This is a genomic window from Paenarthrobacter sp. CCNWLY172, from assembly GCF_037402035.1.
In the GTDB taxonomy this organism is placed as follows: Bacteria; Actinomycetota; Actinomycetes; order Actinomycetales; family Micrococcaceae; genus Arthrobacter.
In genome coordinates, this window is record NZ_JBBEGB010000004.1 from 75,613 (window position 1) to 95,899 (window position 20,287).

At 62.5% G+C, this 20,287-nt stretch carries 22 protein-coding genes; 11 read left to right on the plus strand and 11 right to left on the minus strand.

The window, feature by feature from the left end; all coding sequences use genetic code 11:
• Positions 1–80 precede the first annotated feature (80 nt).
• Genes WBN73_RS07030 through WBN73_RS07040 form a run of 3 tightly spaced genes read right to left on the minus strand, consistent with a single transcriptional unit; the run spans position 81 to position 3,047 of the window.
• Positions 81–1,241, minus strand: coding sequence for an LLM class flavin-dependent oxidoreductase (locus WBN73_RS07030; RefSeq protein WP_337339994.1), 1,161 nt, complete (start codon positions 1,239–1,241; stop codon positions 81–83).
• A 22-nt stretch (positions 1,242–1,263) separates the two neighbouring features.
• Positions 1,264–1,923: a methionine ABC transporter permease gene (locus WBN73_RS07035; protein ID WP_311213624.1), complete on the minus strand. Its 660-nt coding sequence runs from the start codon at positions 1,921–1,923 to the stop codon at positions 1,264–1,266.
• 2 nt (positions 1,924–1,925) lie between these two features.
• Positions 1,926–3,047: a methionine ABC transporter ATP-binding protein gene (locus WBN73_RS07040; protein ID WP_280623598.1), complete on the minus strand. Its 1,122-nt coding sequence runs from the start codon at positions 3,045–3,047 to the stop codon at positions 1,926–1,928.
• Positions 3,048–3,269: 222 nt separating this feature from the next.
• On the opposite strand from WBN73_RS07040, the gene WBN73_RS07045 reads away from it, so the two are divergent.
• From WBN73_RS07045 to WBN73_RS07075, 7 genes are all read left to right on the plus strand, one after another.
• Positions 3,270–4,154 (plus strand): MetQ/NlpA family ABC transporter substrate-binding protein, encoded by an 885-nt coding sequence (locus WBN73_RS07045; RefSeq protein ID WP_337339993.1) that lies wholly within the window; start codon positions 3,270–3,272, stop codon positions 4,152–4,154.
• 83 nt (positions 4,155–4,237) lie between these two features.
• A complete protein-coding gene (locus WBN73_RS07050) occupies positions 4,238–5,587 on the plus strand; it encodes an LLM class flavin-dependent oxidoreductase (protein WP_337339992.1) in 1,350 nt (449 codons plus the stop codon).
• Positions 5,584–6,123, plus strand: coding sequence for a GNAT family N-acetyltransferase (locus tag WBN73_RS07055; RefSeq protein WP_337339991.1), 540 nt, complete (start codon positions 5,584–5,586; stop codon positions 6,121–6,123). Before WBN73_RS07050 ends, WBN73_RS07055 begins: the two co-directional genes overlap by 4 nt.
• Positions 6,124–6,314: 191 nt before the next feature.
• A complete protein-coding gene (locus tag WBN73_RS07060) occupies positions 6,315–7,301 on the plus strand; it encodes an aldo/keto reductase (protein ID WP_207594808.1) in 987 nt (328 codons plus the stop codon).
• A 233-nt stretch (positions 7,302–7,534) separates the two neighbouring features.
• Positions 7,535–7,705, plus strand: a complete 171-nt coding sequence (locus WBN73_RS07065; protein ID WP_198318270.1) for a hypothetical protein — start codon at positions 7,535–7,537, stop codon at positions 7,703–7,705.
• Positions 7,706–7,947: 242 nt separating this feature from the next.
• Positions 7,948–9,087, plus strand: coding sequence for a glycosyltransferase (locus tag WBN73_RS07070; RefSeq protein WP_207594810.1), 1,140 nt, complete (start codon positions 7,948–7,950; stop codon positions 9,085–9,087).
• Between the two features lie 7 nt (positions 9,088–9,094).
• Positions 9,095–9,271 carry a hypothetical protein gene (locus WBN73_RS07075; protein ID WP_207594812.1) on the plus strand — a complete coding sequence of 59 codons (177 nt, stop codon included), beginning with the start codon at positions 9,095–9,097 and terminating at the stop codon, positions 9,269–9,271.
• A gap of 97 nt (positions 9,272–9,368) precedes the next feature.
• On the opposite strand, the gene WBN73_RS07080 is transcribed toward WBN73_RS07075, so the two are convergent.
• A complete protein-coding gene (locus WBN73_RS07080) occupies positions 9,369–10,739 on the minus strand; it encodes a hypothetical protein (protein WP_337339990.1) in 1,371 nt (456 codons plus the stop codon).
• 251 nt (positions 10,740–10,990) lie between these two features.
• Between WBN73_RS07080 and WBN73_RS07085 the strand changes: the two genes are divergently transcribed.
• Complete coding sequence (locus WBN73_RS07085) at positions 10,991–11,470, plus strand: NUDIX domain-containing protein (RefSeq protein WP_337339989.1); 480 nt, start codon at positions 10,991–10,993, stop codon at positions 11,468–11,470.
• Here the strand turns inward: WBN73_RS07085 and WBN73_RS07090 are convergent.
• Complete coding sequence (locus tag WBN73_RS07090; RefSeq protein WP_280628038.1) at positions 11,465–12,244, minus strand: SDR family NAD(P)-dependent oxidoreductase; 780 nt, start codon at positions 12,242–12,244, stop codon at positions 11,465–11,467. The genes WBN73_RS07085 and WBN73_RS07090 overlap by 6 nt on opposite strands.
• Before the next feature lie 81 nt (positions 12,245–12,325).
• On the opposite strand from WBN73_RS07090, the gene WBN73_RS07095 reads away from it, so the two are divergent.
• Positions 12,326–12,925: a TetR family transcriptional regulator gene (locus tag WBN73_RS07095; RefSeq protein WP_207594818.1), complete on the plus strand. Its 600-nt coding sequence runs from the start codon at positions 12,326–12,328 to the stop codon at positions 12,923–12,925.
• Here the strand turns inward: WBN73_RS07095 and WBN73_RS07100 are convergent.
• From WBN73_RS07100 to WBN73_RS07110, 3 genes are read right to left on the minus strand one after another with little or no spacing between them, the layout of a single operon-like run.
• Complete coding sequence (locus WBN73_RS07100; RefSeq protein WP_337339988.1) at positions 12,922–13,701, minus strand: alpha/beta fold hydrolase; 780 nt, start codon at positions 13,699–13,701, stop codon at positions 12,922–12,924. The two genes, WBN73_RS07095 and WBN73_RS07100, sit on opposite strands and share 4 nt — an antisense overlap.
• A 54-nt stretch (positions 13,702–13,755) precedes the next feature.
• Positions 13,756–13,947, minus strand: a complete 192-nt coding sequence (locus WBN73_RS07105; RefSeq protein ID WP_207594822.1) for a helix-turn-helix transcriptional regulator — start codon at positions 13,945–13,947, stop codon at positions 13,756–13,758.
• Positions 13,944–14,381 (minus strand): hypothetical protein, encoded by a 438-nt coding sequence (locus WBN73_RS07110; protein ID WP_207594824.1) that lies wholly within the window; start codon positions 14,379–14,381, stop codon positions 13,944–13,946. The genes WBN73_RS07105 and WBN73_RS07110 overlap by 4 nt, the downstream gene beginning before the upstream one ends.
• A gap of 64 nt (positions 14,382–14,445) precedes the next feature.
• Between WBN73_RS07110 and WBN73_RS07115 the strand changes: the two genes are divergently transcribed.
• A complete protein-coding gene (locus WBN73_RS07115; protein ID WP_337339987.1) occupies positions 14,446–15,018 on the plus strand; it encodes an MOSC domain-containing protein in 573 nt (190 codons plus the stop codon).
• Positions 15,019–15,159: 141 nt separating this feature from the next.
• On the opposite strand, the gene WBN73_RS07120 is transcribed toward WBN73_RS07115, so the two are convergent.
• The gene (locus WBN73_RS07120; RefSeq protein ID WP_337339986.1) at positions 15,160–17,133 is read right to left on the minus strand and encodes an ABC transporter ATP-binding protein; all 1,974 of its coding nucleotides are present in this window, start codon (positions 17,131–17,133) and stop codon (positions 15,160–15,162) included.
• On the minus strand, positions 17,130–18,863 hold the full coding sequence (locus tag WBN73_RS07125) for an ABC transporter ATP-binding protein (RefSeq protein WP_337339985.1): 1,734 nt from the start codon (positions 18,861–18,863) through the stop codon (positions 17,130–17,132). Before WBN73_RS07125 ends, WBN73_RS07120 begins: the two co-directional genes overlap by 4 nt.
• A gap of 155 nt (positions 18,864–19,018) precedes the next feature.
• Here WBN73_RS07125 and WBN73_RS07130 point away from each other — a divergent pair, with 155 nt between their 5' ends.
• A complete protein-coding gene (locus tag WBN73_RS07130) occupies positions 19,019–19,504 on the plus strand; it encodes a PASTA domain-containing protein (protein WP_280623630.1) in 486 nt (161 codons plus the stop codon).
• A 27-nt stretch (positions 19,505–19,531) separates the two neighbouring features.
• Here WBN73_RS07130 and WBN73_RS07135 read toward each other — a convergent pair whose 3' ends face one another.
• The gene (locus tag WBN73_RS07135; protein WP_207594834.1) at positions 19,532–20,209 is read right to left on the minus strand and encodes an FMN-dependent NADH-azoreductase; all 678 of its coding nucleotides are present in this window, start codon (positions 20,207–20,209) and stop codon (positions 19,532–19,534) included.
• Between the last annotated feature and the right edge of the window lie 78 nt (positions 20,210–20,287).

The window sequence follows — 20,287 nt, forward strand, 5'->3', positions numbered from 1 at the left end:
TCCTGACCTGCTTTGCCGCCTTGGATGCTGAGAAACAACCAAAAAGGTTTGATATTGCTGGTTGTGGCGCTGAAAGTGGGTCAGGAAGGTACGCCCACGACGCGTGCCCGGGCGGCGGCATGGCTTGCCCGGATTTCCTCGGCGGTGCGGCCCTGCTCCCGATGCGCCACTTCCTGCTTCAGCTGTGGAATGACGTGCTGCCCGAACTCAAGGGCATCAGGAACGAAGTCGTAGCCACGGAGACCAAAGATCTCGAATCCGAGGTCGTGGTAGTCCAGGATCGCCTGGGTGACAGTGTCGTAGGAGCCAACCAACGCCGTCGCGCTTCCTCCCCCGCCACCTGCCGCTTTGGCGAGGGCCGTCCACAGCGCGCGGTCGTGGAGGTCCCCGCGCTCGGCCGCGGCGAGGAGTCGCTGGGTGCCGGCGGCCTCGGGCTTCTGGTTGTAATGCCGGACAGGATCAATCACCTCGCCGGCCGACCGCCGCGCCTCGAAGGTACTCAGGATGGCGTGCGCCTTCTCCCACGCCAACTCGTCCGTTGCCGCCACGATGGGTCGGAAGGCAATTTGCCAGCGCAATGGTTCAACCCGTCCCAAGGCAGCGGCCCGCGCAAGGATCTGCTCCTGTTGCGATGCGGCATCGGCAAGGGGTTCGCCGAACAGTGCGTAGATGTCAGCCTCTGCAGCGCCCACCTCCCACGCCGCCTCGGAGGACCCGCCGAAGGAAATGCCTGGACGCTTGCCGGCAAAGGGCCCCAAGCCAGAGGCAAAGTTTTCAAATCGGTAATGCTCGCTGTCCCAGCTGAACGAATCTCCCGACCACGCCCGGCGCACAATCTGGATGTACTCCTGCGTTCGGCCATAGCGCGCATCCTTGGCAAGGAAGTCGCCTTCGCGGGCCTGATCCGCCTGGCTGCCGCCGGTGATGAAGTGCACGGTCAACCGGCCTTGCGCAATGTGGTCCAACGTCAGGAAGGATCGCGCTGCGAACGTCGGGTGGGAAACGTTGGGGCGGTGCGCCAACCTCAACTGGATCCGTTCAGTGTTTGCTGCAACCCATGCCGCGTGGACTGAGGGATCCTGTGTGGTGGAGTTGTAGGCAAACAGCACGTGGTCCCAATTGTTGTCCTCATGGATCTTCGCGATACGGGCAGCGTACTGGGGATCGAAGAACGGCGTGGTGGCAGGCGAAGTCTCCGTGGAGTCGTTGCCGGCACCCATGCCGAGGAATTCGATAGGCATTGTTGTTCTCCTGGGGGAAGAGTCAGCGGCGGAGGATGCGCTGGGCGAGGAAGTTGCCCAGTAACTGCGCGGCCTGGACCATGACGATGATGATCAGGACGGTCACGAGCGTGACCTCCCAGTTGAACTGCTGGTAGCCGTACATGATGGCGAAGTTGCCCAAGCCACCGCCGCCGATGTACCCGGCCATGGCGGACATATCCACGATGGCGATGATCATGAACGTGTAGCCCAGGATCAGCGGCGCCAGCGACTCGGGAATCACCACAGACCACAGGATGTGCAAGCGGCTGTCACCCATGGCCCGGGCGGCTTCCACAACACCGGGATCGGAGGCCACCAGGTTCTGCTCCACCACACGTCCGATCACCACACCGGCCATCAGCGCCATGGGCAGGATTGCCGCCGTTGTGCCGATGGTCGTTCCCATGACGATCAGCGTCAGCGGGGCGATGGCCGTGATGAAGATGATGAACGGGATGGGCCGGATGATGTTGACCAGGAAGTTCAGGACCGAGAACACCGCCTTGTTGGCGAACAGGTTTCCCGGCCTGGTGGCGTAGAGCGTGACACCCAGAGCGAGCCCGGCGGCGCCACTCAGCAGCACGGTGATGACCACCATGTAGATGGTCTGTTGGAATGATTCGCCCAGGACGGGCAGGAGGGTTGTCCAGTCAGTCATGGCTATTCTCCGGCGTTCACGGGGACAGGGGCTGGAAGGTTCGGTACGGCACTGTCTGCGGAGGCCGTCTTTTGCTCGACGGCGGCCGTTTGGCGTTCGACGGCGGTGATCTCGCCTAAGTCGGCGAGCGCGGCGTCAATCGATGCGTCGCTTCCGGTGAGTTCGTACGTCAGTGTCCCGAGGATCTTGTTCTGGATTTCGGTGACTCCGCCGAAGACGACGCTGGAGCCGACACCGTGCCGTTCGAAGGTGGACGCCACCAAAGGTGTGGGCGCAGCCTCGGAGATGCCGATGGAGACGAGCCGGCCCGGATGCGCGGCAGCAAGCCGGGTGACCGTATCCGGTTCCGGTGTGCCGTGCACAGCCGTGGAGACGAAGCGCTGGGTGGAGTCGCTCTGGGGATCGGCGAACACGGAGTACGTCGGCCCGGCTTCCACCACGCGGCCAGATTCCATCATCACCACGGTGTCGCAGATTTCGCGCACGACGTGCATTTCGTGAGTGATCACCACAACGGTGGTTCCGAGTTCTTTGTTGATGCGCCGGAGCAGGCGCAGGACGTCGCGGGTGGTCTCCGGGTCCAGTGCGCTGGTGGCTTCATCGGCGAGCAAAATGTCCGGGGCGTTCGCCAGCGCACGGGCGATGCCCACGCGCTGCTGCTGCCCGCCGGAGAGTCGCCGCGGGTAGGAACCGGCTTTATCTGCGATGCCCACGAACTCCAAGAGTTCGTCCACGCGCGGCTTGATCTTCTCTTTGGGCCAACCAGCCACTTTGAGCGGATAGGCCACGTTTCCGGAGACAGTGCGGGACTTCAGGAGGTTGAACTGCTGGAAGATCATGCCGATGCCGGCGCGGACCTTGCGCAGCTGGCCTTCGGGAAGCGAGGAAATGTCCTGGCCCTTGACGAACACCTGGCCTTCAGTGGGTCGCTCCAGGCCGTTGAGCAGGCGCACCAACGTGGATTTTCCGGCACCGGAGTAGCCAACAATTCCAACCACGGTTCCTTCTTCGATGTCCAGGCTGACGTTGTCGACGGCGCGCACTGGTTCCGTGCGCTGGCCGCGGTTGCTTCCTTGGACCGGGAACAGTTTGCTGACGCCGCGCAGCGAAACGATCGCGCTCACCGGAGCCTCCTTTTGGGGTTGTTTGGGTCCCCATTCCAACAGCGCCACAGCGCTCGCATCGAACCCAATGACCCCCTGTGACCTGCGGTTTCTTTCCTTAACGATGCGCGTCGGAGTGTTGCGAAGGCGTTCGATTCCCACGGGGCCAACTGCCTAGCGTGAGGCAGGGGAAACACCCCGTACCTTCCATTCGCATCAAGACCCTTTGTACGGAGAAGCATCATGAAGAACCGCTTGTTAGTTGCCGCCGTCGGCCTGGTTGCCGCCCTATCGCTCTCGGCTTGCGGGGGTGCGTCAAGTGGTTCGTCAACCAGCGCCAACACCAAGGTGGTCATCGGTGTGGACGACGGTGCCGAGGAGCACTGGACCCTCCTGAAGAACAAGCTGAAAGATCAGGGCATCGACCTTGAAGTCAAGAACTTCACCGATGGTGCCCAGATCAACACCGCCACCCAGCAGGGCCAGGTGGACATCAACCTGTTCCAGCACCTGAAGTACCTGTCCCAGTTCAACGTCAACAGCAACGGCACCCTGGTTCCTCTTGGCGCGACGGCCGTGTACCCGCTGGCGTTGTACTCGGAGAAGTTCAAATCCGTGGAGGAACTGCCGGCCGATGCCGAGGTTGCCATCCCCAACAACCCCACCAACCAGGCGCGCGCCCTGCTGAACCTGCAGACCGCAGGACTTCTCCAGCTCAAGGATGGCGGCAACTCGCTGTCCACACCCGCAGAGATCACCTCGAGCAAGATCAAGGTTGTCCCGGTGGACAGCAACCAGACGGTGAACGCGCTCAAGGGAACCACCGATGCCGCAGTCGTCAACAACACGCAGGCCCAGAAAGGCGGACTGGGCGACGAGAAGATCATCTTCAAGGAAGACCTGAATTCGGAATCCCTGGCGCCTTACATCAACGGCTTCGTGGTGAAGGCTGACCGCAAGGACGATCCCACGTGGAAGAAGATCGTGGACGCCTATCACACGCCCGAAGTTGAGGCTTCGGTGACCAAGCTCAACGACGGCAACCTTCAGTTCAAGGCTGACTGGACAGCGGCCAAGCTGCAGGAAGTCCTGACCGCTGAAGAAGAGGCCATCAAGAAGACCAAGTAGCACGCGAGGGGCGGCGGCCCTGCGCCACAGAGCGCCGCCGTCCCTCAACCTTTTCCTGACTCCGAACAGCACTGAACAGGCCCATGAACCAGATACTCACCCGTGAACGCCAGCAGATCCACTTCTTCGCCTACCTGGTGGGCACCGGCATCCACTTGGCTTCATGGCGCCACGAAACAGCGTTCCCGAAGGCCAGCATTGACTTTGAACACCAGGTGCGGCTGGCAAGGGTCGCTGAGGACGCCAAGTTCGATGCGATCTTCCTGGGCGACTCCCTGGCGATCGACGAGACGTCCAACCCGGGTATCCTCAACAGGTTCGACCCCATCGGCCTGGTCACGGCCCTTGGCGCGGTCACCAACAGGATCGGCCTCATCGCCACGTCCTCCACCTCTTATGACGAGCCCTACAACTTTGCCCGAGCAGCTCTCACCGCGGACCACATCAGTGGTGGCCGCGTCGGTTGGAACATCGTCACCACCCGGGACCTGACCAACAGCACGGCAGGTAATTTCAGCGCCGATGAGCACTTCGACCACAGCCTGCGGTACCGCCGCGCCGAAGAGTTCGTCGAGGTCACCCAGGGCCTGTGGAATTCCTGGGACCAGGACGCTTTCCTTTACGACAAGGAGGCCGGCAGGTTCTTCGACCGCCACAAACTCAGCCGGCTGGACTACAAGGGCGAGTTCTTCACAGTTGCCGGTCCGCTCAACATCGGGCCCTCCCCACAGCACTCCCCCTTGTTGGCGCAGGCGGGCACCTCGGTTCCGGGGCAGCAGTTGGGGGCACGATTCGCCAACGCCTCGTTTGCCAGCCACGCGGACATTCCCCAGGCGAGAAAATACAGGGACTCGGTACGTGCCCAGGCAGAGGCATTCGGACGGAATCCAGACGAACTCTACGTCTACCAAGCCATCTCGCCCGTTGTTGCGGACGCCCCCGACGAAGCCCTGGAACGCATCCGCGAGCTGGACAGCCTCATCACCGATCAGCAGGTCCTGGACTTCCTGCAGGAATACTTCGCGGGCCAACTCGACTTCACCGGGCTGGGAGCGGACGCCACGGTAGCCCAGTCCGGCATTCCCACCATCGCGCGGCCGCGGACCGATTTCCGCTCCGCCGGGGAACAGATCCATGGACGTGAGGACGAGGTCACGCTCAAGGATCTCTACTCAATACTCACCGGCGACAAACGAAACCACGACTTCATCGGCACCCCGCAGCACGTGGCCGATTCCTTGGAGCGCTGGCACGCCGAAGGCGCCGCCGACGGGTTCAACCTGATGTTCTCCCTCCTCCCCCAGGACTTGGAGCGCTTCACCTCCGGCGTCATCCCGTTGCTGCAGGAGCGCGGACTGGCCCGCACTGAATACACGGGGGCCACGCTGAAATCGCACCTCGGACTCGATCCACAGCCGAAAGGACAATCATGACCACCACGCAGACCGTCGCCGCCGACACCTATGTGATCCGCGAGGCGCTTCCGGAAGAGTACGACGCCGTGGGGCGGCTGACGTACGAAGGGTTCGGTCATCATCTCCCAGGCGCGCATCAGCCCGACGAAGAGCGCCTCGGCCTTTTGCTGGATGCTGCGGCCAGGGCCCGCGAAGGTGTGCTGCTGGTTGCGGCAGACCAAGAAACCGGGCGCCTGGTGGGTACTGCCAGCCTCCTGCCCTTTGGCTCATACCTCAGCCGGCAGGCAGAAGAAGGCGAGGTGGAACTCAGGTTGCTGGCTGTGCTCCCTGAGGCCCGCCGTACGGGTCTTGGCCAAAAACTCCTCGACGAATCCGCCCGCATCGCCGCATCCCGTGGTGCCGGGCGCGTGGTGCTGGACACCGCCGTCGACAATGAGACGTCACAGCGCCTCTACCGGCGCCTGGGCTACGTCCGCCGGCCGGAACGCGAGAAGGAGCGGCCTGCGCCGAAGGTGCAGCTGGTGGTCTACACCCTGGATTTGCCGTCGGCCTAAGGGATCAGTGGAGCCTCCAGTGAAGGGGGTACCAGTGGGGACTCCCTCTGCGGCGGTGGCCGGAATAGCGTTGTCCGTATGACCAGGGACGCTGCACGCCAGTTCCTGCAGGCCCGGACTGGCGGTCCCAGGGCACCGTCGCTTGGCGGGCTTCCGCCACTCAAGGACACGTTCACCACGAAGGACTGATCATGCACACCAGAACACTCGGCCAGGGCCTGAAGGTCTCCGCACTGGGACTAGGGGCCATGGGCATGTCCCAGAGCTATGGTCCCAACCCCGGCAGCAGGGACGAGATGGTCGCCGTGCTGCGCTCGGCCGTCGACGAAGGGGTCACCTTCTTCGACACCGCAGAGGCCTACGGGCCCTACGTCAACGAGGAACTGGTTGGTGAGGCTCTGGAGCCGATCCGCGACCAAGTCGTCATCGCCACCAAGTTCGGTTGGGACATTCGCGACGGCAAGAGCGTCGGCCTCGACAGCCGGCCAGACCAGATTCGCCGCGTCGCAGAGGAATCTCTAAAGCGGCTGCGTACCGACGTGATCGACCTGTTCTACCAGCACCGGGTTGACCCCGCCGTGCCGATCGAGGACGTCGCCGGCACGATCAGCGAACTCATCGCCGAGGGCAAGGTCAAGCACTTCGGCCTCTCGGAGGCCTCCGCGGACACCATCCGTCGTGCTCACGCAGTGCACCCAGTCACTGCTGTCCAGAGCGAATATTCGCTCTGGACGCGCGATCCCGAGGCCGAGGTGCTGCCTGTCCTTGCCGAGCTCGGCATCGGGTTCGTACCGTTCAGCCCGCTGGGCAAAGGGTTCCTCACCGGCACCGTGGACACCTCCACCAGCTTCACCGAGGGGGACATCCGCTCCCGGGTCCCGCGTTTCGAGGCAGGGAATCTCGCGGCCAACCAGGCACTCGTTGACCACGTGAAGACGCTCGCAGCGGCGAAGGGGGCGACGCCCGGGCAGATTGCCCTGGCCTGGCTGCTGATGCAGCAGCCGTGGATCGTGCCGATCCCGGGCACCCGCCGCACCGAGCGCATCCAGGAAAACGTGGCCGCAACGCAGGTCGCGCTTTCCGCCGATGAGCGCGCCGACCTCGACGCGATCGTCCGGAGCATCGGCGTCCACGGTGATCGGTACAACGCCCAGCACATGGGCTACGTCAACGGCTGACCAGGGGCGCCAGCGGGTGGGAGCTCACTGTCAACGCCGGTTACACAGGGTAATCAAAAACGTGTAATCGGTCACACTTGGTCGGATTCGCTTGTCAACCGTGGTGGGCAACATGAACCATGAATGAGGGAATTCGTTCCCATACAAGCTGAATCAGCAATCCTCACCGACGAGGATGCGGCCCCGGGCGAAGAGGCTTGGGGCTGATACCGGCCTGAGTGAAAGTACTGACAATGACGACACATACTGACTCCATCACGCTGAAAATCTGGGACAAGTCGGCCATCGACCACACCATCGATGCCGCTGTCCAGTCCCTCTCACACCGGGCAGCTGCAGAAAACTGCGGAATCGCAGTCACCCTGAGCGGACCCAAAACCTTCACCGTGAGCCTGAGCCGCTAAGCAGCTCACAGCAAAAGCAGGAGGACGACGCCGGTACTTGCCGGCGTCGTCCTCTTGCGTTTAAGGGCCCCTCCGGAAGCATCCAAAAACGTACAAGTGGTCCTCGAATCCGCTTCGTGACGGCGTTCCTGAACTCCTGAGCAAACCTTGATATTTCCTTGACGCTTTCCCTGCGCATTTCTTGCGTTGGCGTTGGAACTCTAAGTGAGTCAACGCTTCAACGCACGAACGGAGGGATCACAATGCTCACGGAAATCACGGACTACACGGCCGACGCAGACTCACCGGCAACGGCCGCCGCACCCCGCGGGTCCCACCGCGCGGCCGGTGGCGTGGTCACCGTCCTGGTGCCGGCGCACAACGAATCCGCCGGCATCACCGAGACCCTCACCTCGTTGAACAACCAGTCCCTCCGCCCGGACCGCATCATTGTGGTGGCGGACAACTGCACCGACGACACCGAGGCTCTCGCGCTTGCCCAGGGCGTCGAGGTGCTGCGGACCGTCGGCAACAAGGACAAGAAGGCCGGAGCCCTGAACTTCGCCCTCAGCGAGCTTCTTCCCGAGGCCGACCCCGAGGACTTGATCCTGGTTCAGGATGCGGACTCCCAGCTCGCCCTCGACTTCATTGAAAACGCCACCAAGAACCTGTTGGCCGACGAACTGCTCGGCGCAGTGGGCGGAGTGTTCAGCGGCGGTCCCGGCGGCGGTTTCGTCGGACACCTGCAGCGCAACGAGTACGCCCGCTATGCCCGCGACGTGAAGCGCCTCCACGGCAAGTGCCTGGTGGTTACCGGAACGGCAGCCCTGTTCCGGGTCAAGACGCTGCGCGACGTGGTCTCAGCCCGGCTGGAAGGCACACTTCCTCCGGGCAACGGCAAGGGCGGCGTCTATGACACCTCGGTTCTGACCGAGGACAACGAACTCTCCTTTGCACTGTTGACCCTCGGCTACCGCATCGCATCTCCTTCCAACTGCACTCTGGTCACCGAGGTCATGCCCACATGGCGTGAACTCTGGGCACAGCGGCTTCGCTGGAAGCGCGGCGCAGTTGAGAACTGTGTGCAGTACGGGTGGACCAAAATCACCAGGCCGTACTGGGGACGCCAATTCCTGTCCATGATCGGTGTCATGGTGACACTGGCCTACTTCAGCTCCATCATCTTCGCCTTCATCACCGGAGCGGGCCTGAACCTCCACCCCTTCTGGATAGCTGTTACCGCAATCTTCGTCCTGGAGCGCATCGTAACCCTGCGATTCCGGGGCTGGAGGTACATGTTGCTGGCCGCAACCATGTACGAAACCGTCATAGATATGTTCCTCCAGGCCGTTCACGCCAAGGCGTACCTGGATGCAGCACTCAACAGAAAGAAAGTTTGGTAATCGACTCATGTACAACAATCCAGCAGCCCCCCTCGCAGGAGCCACCGCAGCCGGAATGGGCTCAGGAGCACTTGCAGTGACCGGAGCGGGCGATCTCTTCTGGTTCGCACTGGCTGCTTTCGCCATGCTGGCACTCGGCCTCGCCGTCAAGAGGATCGTCCCCGTCAAGGCGCAGAAGAACTAACCAGGCCTGGCAGTCCCGCAGTTGTGTCGCTTACCCCCCAGCGCGACACAACTGCGGGTTTGTCATTTAGATCGCCCCTGATTGTGTAGCCCGGAGATCAGGTGACCGGAGCCGAAACCGCCGAGAACTTGGCCACCGTTGTGTAGCCGGCCTTGGTGCCGGTGACCCTGACCCTCATGGTGTCCGCCTGGTCAGCGCTTACAAGGGTGTAGGTCTTGGCGGTGGCACCGGTGATCGCAATACCCGAGCGGTACCACTGGTACGTCAGCGTGGTTCCGGACGTCCAGGTACCTGGGTTTGCTGTCAGTGTGGAGCCCACACTCAGCGTCCCGGTGATGGTTGGTGTGGGTGCCACCAGAGTCCCCGCAACCACTGTGGCTGTGGGCGCTGATTCCTTGGTGGTCGTTGCGTACCCGGACTTGGTTCCTGTGACCCTCACTGTCAGTTTGGTACCTTGGTCGGCAGCCGCAAGAACACGGGTGGCAGTCGTCGCACCGGAGATCGCCGCACCGTTCCTGTACCACTGGTAGGTCAGGGCAGTTCCAGTGGTCCAGGTTCCGGGGTTGGCTGTCAGCGTTGACCCCACAGCCGCTGTGCCGTTCACCGTTGGAGTGGGAGCCGTCAACGGAATGCCCGGCACGAAGGAGAAATCACGGATAGTGACCGTTTCGGGGCCGACATGGGCAGCATCGCCGCCTCCGCCCCCGGTCACCCACAGGTTGAAATGGATTTGTTCTTTGGCCGGAAGCGGAACCGTGGATCCTTGCAGGATGGTCTTTTTCAGCAGCGTTCCGCTGTAGCCTTCCCCAGCGAAGGTCTCAAAGGTCAGCTTGCCTGGTTCCCAGACCATGCGATGGGTGAGGATAGGAGCGTTCGTGACGTCGAAGGTGACGGTGTTGTTGCCCTGGCCTGGAGGCTTCGTTGCATCGAACCAGTACCCGTGACCTTGGGTGACAGGCCAGTCTTCACCGTAGGCAGCCCCGCCACCCCAGGCCGATGCCTCACAGAGGTCGATCTCCGTGTATCCCGGTTCCGCTGCGGGATCGTAGGTGAAGAGGCAGCCCCACACCACTTCCTTCTGCAGCGCGCTGACGTCCTTCTCCACCGTGGTGCTGTACGTGCCGTAGCCGAAGCCTTCGCGTGTGGACTGGAATTCCGCGCCCTTCGGAGCGGATCCGGTGGGGTTGGAGATGGAGAGTTTCACGTACCCATCAGCATCAGGATTGCTGACGTTGTTGGCATCCCAGCTTGCGTTGTACATGGGCGCCCCACCCCAAAAACGCTTCTGCCAGTTGAACCCTTTCCAAGCAAAGCTGCCCACCGGTCCAGGGTCCTCAGCCATGGGCGTGGTGTCCGCGGCGTGTGAGGGGCTGATACCCGTGAACAGTGATAAACCTACCGCCATGACGACGGCCAAACCCATTACTTTTCTTCCCCCGGTAGGAAGGAGCCTCATTGACGATGCCATAGCTGTGTCCTCCTGCTGATGCGCCCAGAAACGCCTTCGGCAATTGCCGAAAGCCGCAGTCACGTTCCACCCCCGAGGAACGTGCAACTCCTCGATTATCAATGAGCAGGGACGCTGCCGGAAGCGAATTAGGCATTGAATATGACTGTTTCAACATCAATTGGATAACGGGGGTAAAGCCCCGCAGTACTCTGGACAGATCCGTACCTCATAAGACAGCCCGTTACGCAGCACGTCCTTCAGGAAGACACATGCCTATCCGCAGTGCCGGAATTCTTCTCTACCGAACCGTGAGCAGCGGCGAATTGCAGCTGTGGATCGCCCACATGGGCGGTCCTTTTTGGGCGCGAAAGGATCACCACGCCTGGTCCATTCCCAAAGGCGAATTCCCTGAAGATGAAGACCCTTTGGCAGCTGCGAAACGCGAATTCGCAGAGGAAATAGGCTCACCCCCGCCGGCCGCCGCCTACGAGCTGTTGGGCGTTTTCCGGCAGCCCTCAGGAAAGCTCATCACTGCTTTCACGGCAGAAGCCAATGACTTCCAACCGGAGCAGATCATCAGCAACACCTTTCCCATGGAGTGGCCCAAGGGGTCGGGTGTCATGAAGGATTTCCCGGAGATCGACGACGCCCGCTGGTTCGAAGAATCCGAGGCCCGGGCCAAACTCGTCAAAGGGCAACTGCCTATTGTGGACGCGCTGGTCCGGCACCTTGGCGCTAAAACCCTATAGAGCCGACCACCCGCCGTCGGACGCCAAAATGGCGCCGTTGATATTGGTGCCGTCGTCACTCAGCAGGAACGTGATGGACGCAGCCAGTTGGGCTGCCGTGGCGGGGGTTGGAATCGTTGCCTGCATCAAAGGGCCAAGCCGTTCGGCAGCGAGCTGCGATCCCCAGTTGGCCACAATGTTCGTGATGGTGGGGCCAGGAGCCACGGCGTTAAAGCGCAATCCCTTGGGTCCGTACATCACTGCCGAGTTCTTGGTAAGGCCAACCACGGCGTGCTTGGATGCCGTGTAGGCCGCACCGGCAGCAGAACCACGCAGTCCTGCCTCGGACGCCACATTCACTACCGATCCGGTTCCAGCCTCCAGCATGAGTGGCACCACTGCACGGGTCAGGCGCATGAGAGAGGTGACGTTGATGCGGAAGACCCGTTCCCAGAGATCATCGTCCACCTCATGGATGGGGGCGAAGTTGTCCATGATGCCGGCGACATTGGCCAAAGCATCCACCCGCCCGCCGGCGGCTGCCAGAACCGCGGCCACGGTCTCTTCCGTGGAGATGTCGCCAGCTACGGGCACCAGGTCCAGACCGCTGTTTTCCTCCGCCAGGGCCTCCAGGCGGTCCTTGCTGATGTCGGCCGCAATGACCTTGCCGCCTTCTTTGGCGATGCGCAAAGCGGTGGCTTGGCCAATACCCGAGGCCGCTCCCGTGACAATGATGGTCTTACCGGCGAAACGGCCAGAGGTGATGGCCTCCTGCCATGAAGCGTCGTTGCCCATGATGTCCTTCCGATGGTTGCAGAGTGGTCCACCCCAGCTTATGACACTCTGTGTCATTATGTAAGAGTGAATACTGGAGGGATGATTTCGGAAGATGCCAAACCGGCACGCGCCAGCGGTCGCCCCGCCACCATCGACGCCGACGCCGTGGCCGGACTCGCCTTGGACCTGTTCGCCGAGCACGGGTATGAGAACACCTCCATGGAAGACATCGCCCGCGCTGCCGGTATCGGCCGCAAGAGCCTCTACCGTTACTTCGCCAGCAAGGCGGACCTGGTCTGGGGTGGCACCGAACCCGTGGTCGAAGCGTCAACGCTCGCCTTCGGATCGTTCCACCAGCACGGAAAGCCCGACGGCGATGTGCTGGCCGGGCTGCGTGAGGCGGCGGCCGCCGGGGTCGGGGTCATTCCCGATCTGGCCGTGACCCGCGGACGGCTCCGGTTGATCGCCGAGCACGCCGAACTGACCAGCCGCAGCTACGAGTCCCTGGCACCACAGCGCGAAAGGACGCTCGCCTTCCTTGTGGAGAACGGTCTTTCCGACTCCGCGGCACGCTACTTGAGCGCCGCGTACCTTGCCACCACCTTTGAGGCATGGATGCAATGGGCGGCGGGGTCAGATCCGGATCCGATCCCGTACCTTGTGGCAGCGCTCGAGGTGTTGAGGGTTCCTGCGCGTTAGCTGGCCTTTCGGGCGATGAATTGCCGGATCCAGTCAACCGTCTCCGGGTGATCCAGATGAAGGCCGTGTCCCGCTCCGGGGACACGCACCAGTACCGAGCCGCGAATGTGCTCGCGAAGCAGGAGTGCATTGGGCAAGGGGGTCAACGCATCCCTGGTGCCGTGAAGGATCAGGGTGGGGGCTTGGATGGCATTGAGACTGCTCCAGGCATCATGCTCGCGGCTGGCCCTGAAGTGCCGGGCTTTAGCCCACGCCGATGCGCGGGAATTGAAGAATGTGTGGGTCGCTTCGGGATGTGCGCGGACCCACTCAGCGTCGAAGAAGAGCTCTTCCAATCGGGACATGTCCCCGCTGACCAAGGCTTCCAGGGCAGCCTTTTTCGGCTGGGCGCCGGCATCCGGCCAAATGCCACCGCTCGTGGCTGCGAGGATCAGCGTACGAACTTTCTGGGGGTGATCAATGGCCAGCCATTGGCCAATACGCCCGCCCATCGAGTGGCCGTACACATGTGCCGAATCCGCGCCGGCGGCTTTGAGGACCACAGCAGCATCTTCGGCAAGCAGCCTCGTGGTGTAGCGCTCAGCGTCGCCCTTCCCGCTCCGCCCAATCCCGCGGTGATCGAAGCTGATGACACGGTAAAAGCGGGACAGAAGCTCCGCCGTCGGGCCCCAGCCATCCATGGAGGTTGCCTGTCCGGCGATCAACAGCATTGGCTCGCCTTCGCCTTTTGACGCCCAGGCGAGTTCGGTGCCGTCGGCAGCCTCAGCGAAGTTCACCGTGCCACAGTATCCGGGAGGCGGCCAAAGCGCTGCGGCGTGGGCCACAGCGCTTTAATCGGTAGTGAAAATGTCCTCGATGGCGCAGTCGAACGTCCTGGCAATCAGGAACGCCAAGGGCAGCGAGGGGTCAAACTTTTCCCGCTCGATGGAAATGACCGTCTGCCTGGACACCCCCAGGGCAGCAGCGAGGTCAGCTTGTGTCCATCGTCGCCCGGCCCGGCGCTCGGCGATGTTGTTCTTCACTTCAGCGCACGGTGCCGAACGGCAAGGTAGCGCAGGCCGGCATCCAAGGCGCTCAGCGCCACAAGCCCGAGCAGGACCGGGAGTGCTTCGATCTGAAACCGGCCAACCGCCAGGACCACGGCAGCAACGATGGTGGCAACCAGCACGTCGAGGAACGCTCCGGCACCGGCCTGCCGCATCCACTGGAGCTCCACACTCTGCTCGCCATGCTGATCACGGGTGACGGTGTGGCGTGAAACGAAGACCCTGGTTCCGAGAGACATGGCTGGGTAGGCGGCACACAGGGCGCCGATCCCTGCTGCAGGCCAAAAGTCGCCCGGGTTTGACGCTCCCACCAACAGTGCGACCGCGATGGTCAGGATGGCGCCGAGGATGACAGCAAGGACGTAGTGATGGACCGGCGTCCGCCTTGATGTAAAGGAAGCTTTACTCATGAGGGAAGTAAAGCACCCTTTACTTTTAGAGGCAATACTTCCGTCAGGGGATTAGCGTTGAGGGATGACCACCGAGTACAGGTACGACGTCGAGGTGCTTCACCTTTTAGTGTCGCCGGCGCACGCCTACTTTGGCCGTGCCCGGGAGGGCGCCGTCGATGTCACCACCACTGACGCCGACCAAGCGGAACTGGTGACTGGCAAAGGAATTGTTGGCGACAGGTTCTTTGGCAAGGCAGCGCACATGGACGCTGCTGTGACGGTTTTTGCCGTGGAGGCTCTTGAATCGATCGCCGCGGAACTCGGAGCCGGTCCCCTCGATCCCCTGCTGACCCGACGGAACGTGATGGTGCGGGGAGTCGAGCTGGCTCCACTGCTTGGCCATGAGTTCACCCTTGAGTCCGGTGGAGATGTGGTGCGGTTGAAGGCCGGCCGCCCAGCCCACCCGTGTGCTTGGATGGACGAAATGCTCGCTCCAGGGGCCCACAAAGCGATGCGGGGGCGCGGCGGCGTCCGCTGCCAGGTGATTGCCGGCGGCTTGCTGCATCGAGGGCCGACTGTCTTGGTCAGTCCGGTGCTCTTGGACCCCAACAAGGCAGGGGACGCAAACGTGCTGAGGCCCTCCAGATTGCCGTGATGCTCGTAGCTTCCTGACCCTCTTTGCCGCGCCAGGAGCGGATATTCAACCTTCCCCGGTTGGAAACCAGCGTTTTGGCCGGCAAACAAGGTCAGGAGGCCACGCGCGCCACACCTCAGCCCTCACACCAAGCCGCCGCACCTAGGGCTCAAAAGCCACCGGAGCCGCGAACTGCGCCTCATACAGCCGGGAGTAAGCCCCACCCGCAGCCAGCAGCTCCGAGTGGGTCCCCTGCTCCACGATCTGCCCGGCTTCCATCACCAGAATGAGGTCGGCGTCGCGGATGGTGGAGAGCCGATGGGCGATCACAAAGCTGGTCCGGTCCGAGCGCAGGGCGTTCATGGCTTTCTGCACCAATACCTCGGTCCGGGTATCCACGGAGCTGGTGGCCTCGTCCAGAATCAGTACGGACGGATGGGACAGGAACGCCCGGGCGATGGTCAGCAGTTGCTTCTCACCAGCCGAAACGTTGCCGCCTTCGTCGTCCAACAAGGTGTCGTAGCCTTCGGGCAGGGACCGCACGAACCGGTCCACGTACGTTGCCTGCGCGGCTTCAATAATCTCGTCCTCGGAAGCAGAAGGCCGTCCATAGGCAATGTTGTCGCGGATGGTCCCACCAAAAAGCCACGTGTCCTGGAGGACCATGCCCATCCGCGAGCGCAACTCGTGCCGCGGGATCGAGGCGACATCCACGCCGTCGAGCGTTATCCGTCCTGAGTCCAACTCGTAGAAGCGCATCATCAAGTTCACCAAGGTGGTTTTGCCCGCGCCCGTAGGCCCTACAATCGCGATGCTCTGCCCCGGCTCAGCCACCAAACTGAGGTCCGTGATCAGGGGCTTGTCGGGCGAGTAGCGGAAGGATACGTTCTCGAACACCAGCCGTCCGCGCGCCGGACCGGACTGTGGAACAGGATCAGGTTCGGCTGACTCTTCCTCCTCATCGAGCAGATCGAAAACGCGCTCCGCGGAGGCAACACCGGATTGCAGCATGTTGGCCATGGATCCGAGCTGCGCCAACGGCATGGTGAACTGTCGCGAGTACTGGATAAAAGCCTGCACATCGCCCAACTGCATGGAACCGGAGGACACCTGCAGGCCGCCCACCACGGCAATCCCCACGTAGACCAGGTTGCCGATGAATGTCATGGCCGGCATGATCAGCCCGCTCACGAACTGCGCCCCGAAGCTCGCCTGGTACAGCTCGCTGTTCTTCGCGCGGAACTTCTCCTGCACCTCGTTCTGCCGCCCGAACACCTTCACCAGTGCATGCCCTGTGTAGCTTTCCTCGATCTGGCCGTTGAGTTCGCCGGTGTTCTTCCACTGCGCCACGAACAGCTTCTGCGAGCGCTTGGCAATCAGGAGCGTTGTTCCGAGGGTCAGCGGGATGGTCACCAGCGCAATCAAAGCAAGCAGCGGCGAGAGCAGGAACATCATCACCAAAACACCCAGCACTGTCAGGAGGGAGGACACCACCTGGCTGATGGATTGCTGGAGGCTTTGGGAGATATTGTCGACGTCGTTGGTCACCCTGCTCAGCAGCTCACCGCGTTGGATGGAGTCGAAATAGCGCAGGGGCAGCCGGTGGATTTTCGCTTCGATCCGCTCGCGGAGTCGGTAAACGGTCCGCTGCACGACGCCGTTGAGAACGTACGCCTGCATCCACCCGAACGCTGAGGCCAGTACATACAGTGCCAGCGCCCACAGCAGCACCGAGGCCAGCGCGCCAAAGTCGATTCCGACGCCGGGAGTGAGGGTCATGGCGCCCAGCATGTCCGTCTTGCTGTCATCACCCGCAGCGCGCAGCCCCGCAATGACGTCGGCTTTGGAGACACCTGCGGGCAACTGTTGGGAGACGACACCGGCGAAGATCAGGTTGGTGCCTTCGCCGAGCAGCCTGGGTCCGATCACAGACAACGCAACACTGACCACGGCGAACACCAGCACCAGGATCAGCCAGAACCGCTCCGGCCTCAGCGTCCCCAGCAAACGCCGGGCTGAGCCAGAGAAGTTGGACGCCTTCTCAGCAGGGATGTTCATCCCCGCGAACGGCCCACCTCGACCAGGACCCATCGCCGGCCTTTGGGGACCGCGCGGCCCGGCTGATACAGCGCTCATGCCGCCTCCTCCGCCGCGAGCTGGGAGGACACGATTTCCTTGTACGTTTCGGACGTCTCCAACAATTCTTCGTGCGTTCCGCGCCCAACGATCCTGCCGTCATCGAGCACCAGGATCTGGTCCGCGTCGGCGATGCTGGAGACCCGCTGGGCGACGATCACCAGCGTGGCGCCGTTGGTGTGGCGCTTGAGGGCCTGCCGGAGCCGGGCATCGGTGGCGGTGTCCAGGGAGGAGAAGGAATCGTCAAAGATGTAGAGCTCCGGCCGCTTCACCAGGGCCCGGGCGATTGCGAGCCTCTGCCGCTGCCCGCCGGAGACGTTGGTGCCACCCTGAGAGATGGCAGCATCCAGGCCACCTTCCATGTCCTCCACAAAGTCCCGGGCCTGGGCAACGGAGAGCGCCTGCCACAGCTCCTCCTCGGTGGCATCGGGCTTGCCGTACTGGAGGTTGCTGCGGACCGTCCCGGAGAACAGGTAAGGCCGCTGCGGTACCAGCCCGATGTGGCCCCACAGCAGGTCAGGATGGAGTTCACGGACGTCCACGCCGTCCATCAGAACGGACCCGCTGGTGGCGTCGAAGAGACGTGGCATCAGGTTCACCAGCGTGGTTTTCCCAGCACCCGTGCTGCCGATGATCGCTGTTGTCTGCCCGGCCAAGGCTGTAAACGTGACCCCGCCCAGCACTGGCTGCTCGGCACCCGGGTAGGCGAATCCGACGTCGCGCATTTCCAACTCGCCGCGGCGGATGCCGCCGATGACGGGGTTCGACGGCGGCTGGACACTTGAGTCGGTCTCCAGCACCTCGCCGATCCGGTCGGCGGAGACGGACGCACGCGGGATCATCACAGCCATGAACGTGGCCATCATGACCGACATAAGAATCTGCATCAGGTAGCTCAGGAACGCAATCAGCGTGCCCACCTGCATGGAACCGTCCTCGATCCTGAAGGACCCGAACCAGATCACCGCCACGGACGAAACATTCATGACCAACATGACCACCGGGAACATGAGTGCCATCAAACGCCCGGCCCGCAGCGCGACGTCAGTGACGTCGTCGTTCGCTTTACCGAACCTGGCGGTTTCCAAGTCTTCGCGGACGAACGCCCGCACCACACGGATACCGGTGAGCTGCTCGCGGAGGACACGGTTCACGGCGTCGATCCGGACCTGCATCTTGCGGAACAACGGCACCATCCGGGTCACAATCAACCCAACAGCCAGCAACAGCACCGGCACGCTCACTGCGATCAGCCAGGACAGCTGGGCGTCCTGGCGCACGGCCATGATCACTCCGCCAATGCTCAGCATGGGCGCCGCGACCATCAGCGTGCAGGACATCAAGACCAATTGCTGCACCTGTTGGACGTCGTTGGTGGACCGCGTGATCAACGACGGCGCCCCGAACCTGGTGACCTCCTGCTCAGAGAACTCCCCCACCCTGCTGAAAACCGCGTCGCGGAGGTCACGGCCCATCCCCATGGCAGCCTTCGCGCCGAAGTAGACCGCAACCACGGCACACGCGATCTGCAGGAGGGTGATCAACAGCATCAGCCCGCCCATGCGCAGGATGTAGTCGGTATCCCCGGTGGCGACCCCGTTGTCGATGATGTCGGCGTTCAGCGTCGGAAGGTACAGGGATGCGATGGACTGGGCCAATTGGAAGACGACGACGGCGATCAGCAACCGCTGATGCGGCCGCAGGAAGCGAACAAGTACCTTCCACAGCATGGGATCTCCGAGCCAGGCGATGTGAACCGAAGGCCAGTTTACGTCTGGTTGCTGCGGGCAACTAGAGAAATAGCGCTAAAGTTACCGCTGGTATTGCACCACGTGGGGTTGGCAAACCATGAGCCGGCCAGCGGACTATTTTGGGGGTATGACATATGAAGAAGACCGCAGCATTGGCGCTGGCATTGGTGATCGGCGCAGCGCTGGCAGGATGCTCCGGCGGTACGTCGGAAGCCACGCAGGCCAAACCCTCTGAAACCGCGGCCTCCAGCCCTGCAACGAACCTCACCACCGTTCCGGACATCGCAGGGAAGCCATTCGCCGATGCCAAAGCTGCTTTGGCATCGGCCGGGCTGACCATCTCGATCGTGGGACCTGATGGAACTCCTTGGACCACGCTCGAGCCGGGTCAGCAAGTAGCAGCCGTATCGACGGACCCTTCAGCAGGCTCCGAGACGGACGCCAAGACGATCAAAATGGTTGTCGATACGACTGAAGTGGATCAGCAGATCATGAACGACGCCATCGCTGCAGCTGAGGGTGCCGTGGGCTCCGCCAATACTGCGGCCTCGGAAGCAGCAGCTGCGGCTGAAGCGGCTGCCGCTGCGGCCGCTTCAGCCGCAGCGAACTCCGGGAAGTAACCTGCCTGACGGGGTCGTCGTCGTTTCCTAGTCGTTCGCCAGCTGCAGCTTTGCCGCAGCACCGAGCTTGCCCGCGAACAGGAGCGCGGCGTCGGTGAGTTCATTCTCGGCAACACGGCGGGTTCCCTCTACGTCTGCGTTGAGGACGGTGGGTGCGAAGCGAACGTGCGTGGCATCCGCAATGCCCACAAAGCTCAGCCAATCGGCAAAGTAGGTGCTGCCGAAATCGGAGCCGAAAGCCGGCGAAACCCCGGGAGAATAGACCCCGCTGGTGTGGATGGCCAGCGCATGCTTGCCCTCCATGAGGCCGGTGTAGCCCGTTTCGGCGTCGAACCCGAAGCTCCACCCGGGTTGGGTGACGATGTCGATCCATTGCTTCAGGGCGTAGGGCACACCGGAGTTCCACAACGGAATATTGAAAACGTACGCATCGGCCGAGGCGAACTGCTCAAATACGGCGCGGGCGGACTCCCACGCCGCAATTTGATCCGGAGTCTGGTCCTGGCCGGTGAAGACAGCCATCTTGGCAGCCGCAGCTGTCCGTCCGAAAGCCGGCAACGCGCCGTCGTCGAACAGGTTCAGGGTTTCCAGCTCGAACGTCTCCGAAGCCGCAGCCTGAACCGAGTCAATGAAATGGCGGGCCAACCGCAGCGAATCGCTGGCGGCATAACGGGGTGAGGCGTTGATGTGGAGGATGGAGGGCATGCTTTTCCTTTCAGGCAGGGGACCCTTTGGCCCCTCATCGATCCTCACCCGGGGGTGTCACGCAGCGTAAGAACGCAC

Coding starts and splice junctions, on each gene's coding strand:
- WBN73_RS07030 (WP_337339994.1), bottom strand. CDS start 1,241: ATGCCTATCGAATTCCTCGGCATGGGTGCCGGCAACGACTCCACGGAG.
- WBN73_RS07035 (WP_311213624.1), bottom strand. CDS start 1,923: ATGACTGACTGGACAACCCTCCTGCCCGTCCTGGGCGAATCATTCCAA.
- WBN73_RS07045 (WP_337339993.1), top strand. CDS start 3,270: ATGAAGAACCGCTTGTTAGTTGCCGCCGTCGGCCTGGTTGCCGCCCTA.
- WBN73_RS07050 (WP_337339992.1), top strand. CDS start 4,238: ATGAACCAGATACTCACCCGTGAACGCCAGCAGATCCACTTCTTCGCC.
- WBN73_RS07055 (WP_337339991.1), top strand. CDS start 5,584: ATGACCACCACGCAGACCGTCGCCGCCGACACCTATGTGATCCGCGAG.
- WBN73_RS07060 (WP_207594808.1), top strand. CDS start 6,315: ATGCACACCAGAACACTCGGCCAGGGCCTGAAGGTCTCCGCACTGGGA.
- WBN73_RS07065 (WP_198318270.1), top strand. CDS start 7,535: ATGACGACACATACTGACTCCATCACGCTGAAAATCTGGGACAAGTCG.
- WBN73_RS07070 (WP_207594810.1), top strand. CDS start 7,948: ATGCTCACGGAAATCACGGACTACACGGCCGACGCAGACTCACCGGCA.
- WBN73_RS07075 (WP_207594812.1), top strand. CDS start 9,095: ATGTACAACAATCCAGCAGCCCCCCTCGCAGGAGCCACCGCAGCCGGA.
- WBN73_RS07080 (WP_337339990.1), bottom strand. CDS start 10,739: ATGGCATCGTCAATGAGGCTCCTTCCTACCGGGGGAAGAAAAGTAATG.
- WBN73_RS07085 (WP_337339989.1), top strand. CDS start 10,991: ATGCCTATCCGCAGTGCCGGAATTCTTCTCTACCGAACCGTGAGCAGC.
- WBN73_RS07090 (WP_280628038.1), bottom strand. CDS start 12,244: ATGGGCAACGACGCTTCATGGCAGGAGGCCATCACCTCTGGCCGTTTC.
- WBN73_RS07095 (WP_207594818.1), top strand. CDS start 12,326: ATGATTTCGGAAGATGCCAAACCGGCACGCGCCAGCGGTCGCCCCGCC.
- WBN73_RS07110 (WP_207594824.1), bottom strand. CDS start 14,381: ATGAGTAAAGCTTCCTTTACATCAAGGCGGACGCCGGTCCATCACTAC.
- WBN73_RS07115 (WP_337339987.1), top strand. CDS start 14,446: ATGACCACCGAGTACAGGTACGACGTCGAGGTGCTTCACCTTTTAGTG.
- WBN73_RS07120 (WP_337339986.1), bottom strand. CDS start 17,133: ATGAGCGCTGTATCAGCCGGGCCGCGCGGTCCCCAAAGGCCGGCGATG.
- WBN73_RS07125 (WP_337339985.1), bottom strand. CDS start 18,863: ATGCTGTGGAAGGTACTTGTTCGCTTCCTGCGGCCGCATCAGCGGTTG.
- WBN73_RS07130 (WP_280623630.1), top strand. CDS start 19,019: ATGAAGAAGACCGCAGCATTGGCGCTGGCATTGGTGATCGGCGCAGCG.
- WBN73_RS07135 (WP_207594834.1), bottom strand. CDS start 20,209: ATGCCCTCCATCCTCCACATCAACGCCTCACCCCGTTATGCCGCCAGC.